Source organism: Kocuria sp. WN036 (assembly GCF_002287015.1).
In the GTDB taxonomy this organism is placed as follows: Bacteria; Actinomycetota; Actinomycetes; order Actinomycetales; family Micrococcaceae; genus Kocuria; species Kocuria rosea.
In genome coordinates this window covers 1-8,055 of the sequence record NZ_NSKF01000052.1, presented here as the reverse complement: position 1 = coordinate 8,055, position 8,055 = coordinate 1, and the positions used below count along the sequence as shown (strand labels likewise).

Genomic DNA, 8,055 nt, shown 5'->3' with positions numbered 1-8,055 from the left:
CCGGTTCCGCCCCTCGGGTTCGCCGGGCTGGTAGCCGAGGTGTTCGTTCATCTCCTCGTCCAGGGCGGCCTCGACGACCATCTTGGTCAGCTGCTTCAGCAGCCCGCCGGGACCGGTCAACGCCGCCCCGCTGGCGCGGGCGGCACGGACCAGTTCCCGGACGGTGTCTTGTTCGACCGCGCTCAGCTGCGCGTTCTCTTCCGGCTCGTCACCGGGTGTCGGTGGGCTCACGTCCACCAGTGTCTCGATGTTCTCGCTCATGTCGACCCTCCAACCCCGAACGGGGTGATTGGGCCTCTTACACCGTTACTGCGATAGTCCCGATTTCAGACGGAAAAGTTGCGACGAGAGGGCTCGCATCCCCTGGGATGCGAGCCCTCTCGTTGGAGTCTTTTCCTAGTTGCCCAGCGGGAGAAGGATGCAATCTTAGAGAAGGCTAGGTCCTGGTGTCAGTGACGGTGGAGCGGCCGCAAAGTAACGCCTGAATTGGCCGGCAACGACCGCAGCCTCGGATGTTTGACCATCGGTGGCATTTCACTTGGTTACAACCCGGATACTTTTGGTGGATGTTGGGCCTCGAGGTGAAGGGCGACAGCACCCCGCGAGTCGGACTTATGGCAGGGTGCCATCGCACTTGATGAGGCCTCCGTATTCACTCCGGGAAGCGATTCTGGGCGAGAGCTAGGGTCAGCAGCTAATCACCACATCAAGGAGATCGGCTTGGCAGATGTCCTTGCCCGTTCCGCCGTCCACTGTTTCGAATGGCACCCCGTCAGCTGCGTGCAGTGAATCCTTGCCCGCCTTTCCTTCGAGGCGATCGAAGTTGAACCCGCCCCTCAAGGTGTCGTCACCGTCACCGCCATTCAGGTAGTCGTCACCCTCGTCGCCGTTCAGGCTGTCGTCACCTGCTCGACCGTAGAGATTGTCTTTGCCAGACCACCCTCCCAAGGCGTCATTGCCGTCGCCGCCGTCCAAGGTGTCGTTGCCGCCTCGGCCGTTGAGAACGTCGTTACCCGCTGCCCCGTAGACGGCATCGTTGTCCGGCCCCCCGTCGAGGGCGTCGTCGTTACCTGCCCCGCCATTGAGGGTGTCGATGCCCTCGTTGCCCCACAGGCGGTCGTTGCCAGCTTCGCCGTTCATGGTGTCGTTGCCGGCTTCGCCGTAGAGGAGATCATGGTCAACGCCGCCCCACAGACGGTCGTTACCAGCATTGCCGATCAGGCGGTCGTTACCACCCCCGCCGAATAGGTCATCGTTGCCGCCCCCACCGTTGAGGACGTCTCTGCCGTCGTCGCCGCGGAGATCATCAGTGGCGGACCCACCCGTGACCGTGTCGTTGTCGGAGCCGCCGTTCACCTCAGCTGGAACTGGCACGTTCGCGGTAAGGGTGACGGTGTCGTTGCCGTCCCCGGCGTTCACACGGGCCAGGGTGACGTTGTTCGGGGAGCAGTACACGGTGCTCGAGGTGATCTGGTCACATCCGGCGCCTGCGGTGAGGCTGTCTCCGGTGTCCCGGACCTTGTAGCGCTGACCTTGGAGCGGGACGTTGACCACGGAGACCGTGATGTTGTTGGCCTTCCCTGAGGCGGCCTGCACCCGCAGGATCCCTCCCGTGGTCGAGACCCCGGTCGCCGCCTGAGCCGGTGCGGTCCCGACGAAAAGACAGACGCCGGCCAGCAGCCCTACGGAGAGCACCCCCGTTGCGCACCGCCTTCTGGTTCCGGCTGCTCCCCTATGTCCGGCCATGTTCTCTGCACCGTGAGCGGGTGAAAGAACGGGTAAGTTTTTTGTGCCGCGCATGATGTCACTCCATTGTTTGCACATGCATTGCATTCGGGTGTCTTGCAAGGACACTCGCTGAATTTTCATGGACCTCGTCAGAGATCGAGACTAACTTTGCTCGTAAAGGGGCCAACGAATTCACAGCCATGAATTCAGATGACGCCTTTGGAGGAATGCGCGAAACGGAATTTCGCTCCTGCCCGCACGGGGGCTCCTATAAGCCCACGATACGGCGGCTCGAGGCGCCACGGAGCTGGCAAGTCCGGGTTGGAACCACCCCTTGACCAGTGACGATGGGGTGGCGCGACGGTCGCGATGTCCGCGGACCGAGCCAGACAAGTGCATGCGGTGAATAACACTGCGGAGAAACGGGGCAGGCGTGGAACTGGACCTGGAGTGTGTGGCCAGTTTTCTAATCCTGTGCGAGGAAGAGCATTTCGGGCGAGCCGCGACACGATTGCATCTGACCTCGCCCGCGCTGTCCAAACGTCTCCAGCGTCTGGAGCATCAGATCGGCGCCCGCCTCATCGACCGCGGTCCCACCGGCACCACCGCACTCACCGCCGCAGGATGGCAATTCGCCGGTCACGCCACTGCAGTGATGGACCAGGCCCGAGCCGCCCAGGCAGCCGCCCGAGCAGCCGCCCACACCCCGATCCGGGCAGTAGTGCGCATCGGCGTCCCCGGCATCATCAGCGCTCAACCCATGACACGGTCGTTGACCGGTCCGATCCAAGCGCTGCGGAGGCGCATTCCCGGGGTCGAGATCCACTGCATCGGAGTCCCTTACGGGAGCACTCTCGATTGTCTGCTCAACGACATGGTCGACATCCTCTGGAGCCCAACGGAGATTGCACATCCAGCCCTGGAGTCCCGGCCCCTCGGCACCGTCATGCGGGTCGGCGTCGTGCCCGACCGGCACCCTCTCGCGGAGGCCGGAGCCGTCAACGTCGAGGACTTCGCAGGGCTGCCTCTGCTGCACCATGGGGCCGTGCCTCTGTCGTTGATGTCGGCTGGTTGGTTGGCAGACGTTCGCCCTCTGGCACAAGCCCGCCTGGTACCCTGCGACGCCCAAAGCGTCTCCGCGCTCCGCCAGGAGATCCTCCGTGGCCAGGGGGTGGCGGTCATGCCTCTACCCCTGGGCCTGGAGGCAGGCGCCGGGTTGCAGACGATCACGCTGCACGAGGTGCCGGTCACCCAGATCTATGCGGTGTACCGCCGCGCGGACAAGGGGCCCTTGATACAAGAAGTGCTGAGACTACTCCAAGCCATCACCTCACCCGGAGGCTTTCCGCACCTCGATACCCCGCTACCAACCTCCTGCGCGGGTGCAACCAGACTGCCCGCGACACACCTGATGACCTAGGAAACGGCACCAACCGACCCCGAAGGGAGTCAAGCCCGCCCGGATGCCCTCACGACGGGGGCGATCGTTGTCAGCCCCGTGCGAAGACACAGCAACACCCCGATCGAGCAAATCCACTGGATGTCTTGCAACCGATATGCCTCATAACCCATGGCTTGAGAAACGAGTCGCTGTCATCTTGTTCAGTTTGCTTCCTGAGTGATCAGCTCAGTGGTTACTCTGGAATATCGCCGACGGGGTTCCCTCCCGACCCGGCGTCGCGGTCCAGCCCCGGCCGTCTCGATCCTTGACCTGTGAACAGGAAAAAGGCATGACATCCTCTGTCTCCGGGGCTCTGGCAGTCGAACTGCGCCCCCATTCCCCCGCCCACTGGATCGCCACCTACTACCCCATGGTGGAGACTCCCGCCGGCCGCTGGGCCGACGTCACCTGGATCCTGCATCAATGCCGGATACCCCCTCCCGCTTCTGTTGCACTGCCTCGGGCGCAATGGCTGGAGCTGCGCAGCCCCGATCCGGGTCACCACGGTTACGCCAACCACCCTGCGTGCAGGGCGGCCCTGGCGAGCGGCTACGCGGCAGCGCTGGCCGTCTACATCGCCGAGGCCGATGACGTTCCCGCACCGACCCAGCAGGACCAGCAGCCTCGAGCCGGTACGGTCGTCGTCCCGGCCGGACAGCTCTCGGAGTGGGTGCTCGAGGACCTCGACGAGGAGACCATGCAGATTCCCAGGTGACCCTGCCGTTGGCCACCCCGTCATCACCGCCGCTTTCCTGCACCGGCCCTGCACCGGTCGACAGGTTTGGGTGCGCCCTGTGGGAGCGGTGCTACCACCACCCCGTGATGAGCAAGCCTGTGCGGCGGGTCAGTAGGTGATGAGTTCGTGGGCGGCGCGGTCGAGGACATTGCGCTGGAGGCGGGACAGGTGCAGGGCCTCGTGCAGGTAGGCCTGCATCTCCACCTCCCCGCCGTCGCGCCCGAGGTCGTAGTGGTGCCGGCTTGAAGCAGGGGACGGTGGTTCCACCGCCGTCCCGGACGCAGGGCCCGGAGCGTTCCGAGCCACGCGCTGCCCCCTGTCAGGTCCGTGGTGCTGCGGCCGGCTCACCACCCTCCCCTGGCGGGAAGGAGAGGAGGCGTCCGGTCGTGGTGCTCGCCACACGAGGCAGGCGCTCGGAACGACCCGGCCGCCGCCTGCGGTTCAGCACCACCACGAATCCCGTGGGGTCCTGGGGGGTCAATTGCTGATGGCCGGGGCGGCGCAGATGTAGGTGGTCTCCAGCGCCTGGGCGGCCAGGAACCGGGCGGTGTCGGCGCGGGTGATCGAGGGCCCCACCACGTCCCGGTGGGTCATCCCGACGTGGCGGACCCCGCGTACCGGTCCGTCCGTCAGCGGCGCGTGGCGCACGAGCGTCCAGCTCAGTGCGGAGGAGGCGATGGCATGGAAGTCGGCGGCCGCCTCCCGGCACAGCTGGGGGCACCACCCCTGCCATAGCAGCCGGGCGGTCCGCCGCCAGGTGTCCGGGTAGCGGGTGTGGTCGACCAGGGTCGCCGGCTGCAGACCGATGTACCGGGTGCGCCCGTGGCCGGCCATGCTGTCCACGATGGCGCGGGTCGCGTCCACGGTGAGGTTCGGCCGCCGCCGGCTGCGTGCGGCGCACAGCACGTCGATCACCACCTCGTTGTCCGCCACAGCCGCGTCGATCACGGCCGCGTCCAACGGGTCCCCGACGCGCAGGTGCACCCGGTCGGCCCACTCCGCCGGTGCCTGGGCCGGATCAGTGAGCACGGCGCTGACCCGGTGTCCCCGGAAGACGAGGTCCGTGACGGTCTCACGGCCGACGTCCGTGTCCGCCCCGAACACCACGACCTTCACCGAGCGTCCCACCCGGCACGTGCCGCCCGACCGGTCCCGCTGAGCAGACCGCCCTCGGCCCGCGGCCGCCGGTCGGTGATTGCCCCTGGTTCCGGCAGCACGAGCTTCACCCGCCCCCCGGGACGATCGCGGCACTGCTGGTCGATGCCGGCGCGCAACAGCGCCACGGCCGCCGGTCCTGGGGGACCGCCCGCGGTGAGTTCGACGAGGACCTCCGCGGCGGGGGTGAGGGTGCGAGCCCGCTCGATGACCGGGTGCAGGGCCTGTTGGTTGGCGGCGCTCAGGCACCCGGTGACGATCAGGCGCAGGTGCCGGCCGTCGAGGTCCACGCGCACCAGCACAGAGAGTTTGGGGTCGGACACAGCAGATCTTTCACGGCGGTCCCCCGGGAAGAGGGAGGGTGGGGCCGGCTGTTCGACCACGTCACAGCCTAGACCATTCCCGACGCGACAGCCGGGGAATGGATCTGCCCGGACATCTCCCCGGCACCAGTGATCGGGGACGCCGTGCCGGTCCGGGTGTTGCTCCGGCGGATCCTTGCTGGCGTATCGTTGAGGACGAGGGACGGCCGAGCACTGTTGGTCCCCTGCACGGGGTGACGCCCAGGCTCGCGCGTCCTGCGTGGGCCCGGAATTGCCCGACCGACCGGGGAGCCCCCAATGGAACCCACTACCGCTGCTGCAGCAGACGCCACCGATCTGAGCGCGGTCTTCGCCCGGATCCAGGGGATGCTGCTGAGCCAGGAATCAGCTCAGGCCGCTGCCGCCCAGCTCGCCCTGGCGGCCCGGGATCTGATCGACTCCGCGGCCGGGGCCGGGGTCTCGCTGATCGACGAGACCGGACGCCGGACCTCCACCGCGGCCACCGACACCCTGGTGCAGACCGCCGACACAGCCCAGTACGAGCTCGGGCTCGGCCCGTGCTTGAGCGCCTGGGCCACCGAGTCCGTCCAGCGCCTTGAGGACACCGCCGCGGATACTCGGTGGCCGGAGTGGTCCCGCACGGCGGCCGGGGCTGGGATCGCTTCGGTGCTCAGCGCCCCGGTGCTCTACCGGGACAACTGCCTGGGGGCGATGAAGATCTACGCCACCGCCGGGAACGCGTTCAGCGCCCGGGCGGAGCAGCAGCTGGTGCTGCTGGCCTCCGCCGCCGGCACCCTGCTCGGAGCGGCCCAGGGCAGTGACACCCCGCACCGGCTCAGCGCCTCGCTGCAACAGGCCATCACCAACCGCACCGCGGTGGAGACCGCCACCGGGATGCTGATGGAGCGCCACGCCACCGATCAAGAGACCGCCCGGCGGATGCTGATCGGCGCTTCCCAGGCTCAGGGCCGGCCGTTGGCGCAGATCGCGCGCCGGGTCGTGGAACGAGCCGTGGACACGACCAGCTGAGGAGTGCGGTGGCGATGGACGACAGTGCTGCAGGCCGCCAGCAGGCCCACCTGGTGCGCCAGGCCCTCGAGGCCGCCGGGATCGAGGTGGGGCAGCTGTGGATGCACTACTTCAGCATCGGCGGTGACGCCGGGGAGATGGAGGTCGATGCCTTTCTCCACCACTCCCTGACCCTGCCGGTCCTGCAGCGCGATCTGCTGGCACATGCCACCAACGAGCTCCTGGACGAGCAGCGGCCCCAGCGGATCCCGCAGACCTCTGACCTGCTCGACCACGACGACCAGGACGGCACCGGGCAGGACGAGCACAGCACTCGGGACCAGGACAGCGCAGAGGAGTCCTGACGCGCCCCTGCACGAGCAGGTGACCTCAGCGGTCCCGGGACCGCGGTGCAGAACGGGCGGGCCGGCGCGGCAGCGAGAGTTCCCCGGTCTCGACGACCTCGGTGGCGAGCTCGGCCAGCTTCCGGTTGCTGTCCTGACTGGCCACCCGCAGCAGCTCGTGGGCCTGGTCCCGCGTGAGCTTGTGCTGGGCCATCAGCACCCCGATCGCGGTGCCGATCTCCCGATTGGACCGCAGCGCGGCCTCCAGGTTCTCGGCCCGCTGCCGGCTCAACTCCATGGACACCGCCCACCCGGCGTGGGTGGCCAGCAGCGTGCCCGCCCACTGGGTGTGCGCATCGAAGGCGTCGGTGACGTCGGAGTAGAGGTTCAGTCCCGCGATCAGCTCCGGATCCGACACCAGGGTCAAACGGTAGGCCAGGGCGCTGCGCACCCCGAACTCCGCGGCGGCCCGGGCCCCGTACACCGGCCACCGGGGGTCGTGGGCCAGATCCGGCGAGCAGTGCACGCTGTCCTCCAGCACGGTGTCCACGCACGGGCCGCCCCCCAGCTCGTACTGCAGCGCGTCCGCCGCGCACGCCGTCTCTCCGGTGGTGGCCAGGGTGCGGAACTTTCCCTGGCGCAGCGTGGTGATGCTCGCCCATCGCACCCCCGGCAGGGTCTGCACTGCGTACTCGATCACCGCTTCCACGAGGGTGTCGGCCGACGCATTGCGCAGCTGTTCCCCCAGGCCCACCAGCGCATCGGCGATCTCGGTCAGTCCGACGGGGTCGGCCTGCGACGTCCGGTCCGAAGAAGCCATGACTACCCCCAAAAAAACATCCGGTGGCGACCACGCACCCTGGATTCTCTACGCCTCACTCCTGAAGCACTCCCCAAGTCTATCCATCCCGGACACCGCCACAGCGTGGCTGCCGTCGTCCGCGCGCTCAACGGCACATGCCCGGCCGTCGAAACCCGCGCACAGCCCCACCTCCCGTTGCGGGCAGGGTGCTACGACGTCGGGGGCCCGCAGCGATCCCTGTGCCCCGGTGTCGGAACTGTTGCGACCGCGGGACTGTAAGAAAAACGGTGTGTGAGGGTCCGGCCTGATCCGAAAGGAGACGGCCGTGTCAGAGTCCACGACCGAGATGACAGGCACGATGATCGATCCCGTGACGGGAGAGATCATCGATCAGAAGGACCTCGCCGAGCGGCTGCTTGCCCAGGCGAAGGAGCAAGGAGTGAGCCTGGTCGGCCCGGGCGGGCTGCTGAACCAGCTGACGAAGAACGTGCTGGAAACCGCCCTGGAAGCCGAACTGA

9 protein-coding genes and 2 pseudogenes are annotated in these 8,055 nt (G+C 67.6%); 5 read left to right on the top strand and 6 right to left on the bottom strand.

What is annotated here, in order from left to right; genetic code table 11:
- Window positions 1-261, bottom strand: a pseudogene (locus tag CK505_RS17805) (IS256 family transposase); the annotation flags it as partial.
- 426 nt (window positions 262-687) lie between these two features.
- A complete protein-coding gene (locus CK505_RS17800) occupies window positions 688-1,596 on the bottom strand; it encodes a calcium-binding protein (protein ID WP_176475403.1) in 909 nt (302 codons plus the stop codon).
- Between the two features lie 565 nt (window positions 1,597-2,161).
- On the opposite strand from CK505_RS17800, the gene CK505_RS17795 reads away from it, so the two are divergent.
- Both CK505_RS17795 and CK505_RS17790 read left to right on the top strand, forming a co-directional pair.
- Window positions 2,162-3,148 (top strand): LysR family transcriptional regulator, encoded by a 987-nt coding sequence (locus CK505_RS17795; protein WP_095651893.1) that lies wholly within the window; start codon window positions 2,162-2,164, stop codon window positions 3,146-3,148.
- Between the two features lie 310 nt (window positions 3,149-3,458).
- Window positions 3,459-3,884: a hypothetical protein gene (locus CK505_RS17790; RefSeq protein WP_095651892.1), complete on the top strand. Its 426-nt coding sequence runs from the start codon at window positions 3,459-3,461 to the stop codon at window positions 3,882-3,884.
- Window positions 3,885-4,013: 129 nt separating this feature from the next.
- Here CK505_RS17790 and CK505_RS18630 read toward each other — a convergent pair whose 3' ends face one another.
- The 3 genes from CK505_RS18630 to CK505_RS18620 all read right to left on the bottom strand — a co-directional run bounded on the left by CK505_RS18630 (window position 4,014) and on the right by CK505_RS18620 (window position 5,383).
- Window positions 4,014-4,172: a hypothetical protein gene (locus CK505_RS18630; RefSeq protein ID WP_176475402.1), complete on the bottom strand. Its 159-nt coding sequence runs from the start codon at window positions 4,170-4,172 to the stop codon at window positions 4,014-4,016.
- Window positions 4,173-4,382: 210 nt separating this feature from the next.
- Window positions 4,383-5,021: an NAD(P)-dependent oxidoreductase gene (locus tag CK505_RS18625; RefSeq protein ID WP_035929034.1), complete on the bottom strand. Its 639-nt coding sequence runs from the start codon at window positions 5,019-5,021 to the stop codon at window positions 4,383-4,385.
- Window positions 5,018-5,383, bottom strand: coding sequence for a hypothetical protein (locus tag CK505_RS18620; protein WP_176475401.1), 366 nt, complete (start codon window positions 5,381-5,383; stop codon window positions 5,018-5,020). The genes CK505_RS18625 and CK505_RS18620 overlap by 4 nt, the downstream gene beginning before the upstream one ends.
- A 297-nt stretch (window positions 5,384-5,680) precedes the next feature.
- On the opposite strand from CK505_RS18620, the gene CK505_RS17780 reads away from it, so the two are divergent.
- Both CK505_RS17780 and CK505_RS17775 read left to right on the top strand, forming a co-directional pair.
- Window positions 5,681-6,412, top strand: a complete 732-nt coding sequence (locus tag CK505_RS17780) for a GAF and ANTAR domain-containing protein (protein ID WP_095651890.1) — start codon at window positions 5,681-5,683, stop codon at window positions 6,410-6,412.
- Window positions 6,413-6,426: 14 nt separating this feature from the next.
- Entirely contained in the window at window positions 6,427-6,756 is a 330-nt protein-coding gene (locus CK505_RS17775) for a hypothetical protein (protein WP_141246868.1), read from the top strand.
- Window positions 6,757-6,781: 25 nt separating this feature from the next.
- Here the strand turns inward: CK505_RS17775 and CK505_RS17770 are convergent, their stop codons facing one another.
- Window positions 6,782-7,555 (bottom strand): GAF and ANTAR domain-containing protein, encoded by a 774-nt coding sequence (locus CK505_RS17770; protein WP_095651889.1) that lies wholly within the window; start codon window positions 7,553-7,555, stop codon window positions 6,782-6,784.
- A gap of 340 nt (window positions 7,556-7,895) precedes the next feature.
- On the opposite strand from CK505_RS17770, the pseudogene CK505_RS17765 reads away from it, so the two are divergent.
- A pseudogene (locus tag CK505_RS17765) lies at window positions 7,896-8,055 on the top strand (IS256 family transposase); the annotation flags it as partial.

Bases quoted from the DNA above. Each gene is read 5' to 3' on its own strand.
- CK505_RS17780 (WP_095651890.1), top strand. From the start codon at position 5,681: ATGGAACCCACTACCGCTGCTGCAGCAGACGCCACCGATCTGAGCGCG.
- CK505_RS17770 (WP_095651889.1), bottom strand. From the start codon at position 7,555: ATGGCTTCTTCGGACCGGACGTCGCAGGCCGACCCCGTCGGACTGACC.
- CK505_RS17790 (WP_095651892.1), top strand. From the start codon at position 3,459: ATGACATCCTCTGTCTCCGGGGCTCTGGCAGTCGAACTGCGCCCCCAT.
- CK505_RS17775 (WP_141246868.1), top strand. From the start codon at position 6,427: ATGGACGACAGTGCTGCAGGCCGCCAGCAGGCCCACCTGGTGCGCCAG.